The sequence below is a fragment of the Streptomyces sp. NP160 genome (assembly GCF_006335115.1).
In the GTDB taxonomy this organism is placed as follows: Bacteria; Actinomycetota; Actinomycetes; order Actinomycetales; family Quadrisphaeraceae; genus Quadrisphaera.
This window is the reverse complement of sequence record NZ_VDMJ01000062.1, coordinates 1515-1980: the sequence shown is the minus strand read 5'-3', so window position 1 is coordinate 1980 and position 466 is coordinate 1515. Positions and strand designations below refer to the sequence as shown.

Annotated in this window: 1 protein-coding gene; it reads right to left on the bottom strand. The window is 72.5% G+C overall.

Features of this window, described 5'->3' with window-relative positions; all coding sequences use genetic code 11:
• Window positions 1-466 (bottom strand): phospholipid carrier-dependent glycosyltransferase (locus FHN55_RS21695; protein ID WP_139714493.1); only part of this gene is annotated, 466 nt, incomplete at both ends.

Below are 466 nucleotides of genomic sequence, written 5' to 3'. Positions count from 1 at the left end.
GCCGCGCCGCGACGTCCCACAGCACGCTCATCACCAGGAACGCCGCGGTGAAGTACAGGCCCGACCACTTCACACCGCACGACAGCGCGAGCGCCACCACCGCCGCGAGGCGCCACGGACGCCACCACAGGCGCGGCCAGCCCGCGCCGCTCACCACGGCGGCCGCCAGGCGGCGGCGCATCCAGTCCCTGTCGAGGAGCAGGAGCGAGAACGCCACCAGCACCCAGAACGCCAGGAAGACGTCGAGGATCCCGGTGCGGCTCATCACCAGCGACAGCCCGTCCACCGCCAGGAGCAGGCCCGCGGTGGTGCCGAGCAGCGTGGACCCGAGCAGTCGGCGGGTGGCCCGCGCGACGAGGAGCACGCACAGCGTGCCGAACAGCGCCGAGGAGAACCGCCACCCGAAGGAGCTCTGCACCCCGAACAGCTGCTCGCCGATCGCGATCATCCACTTGCCCACCGACGG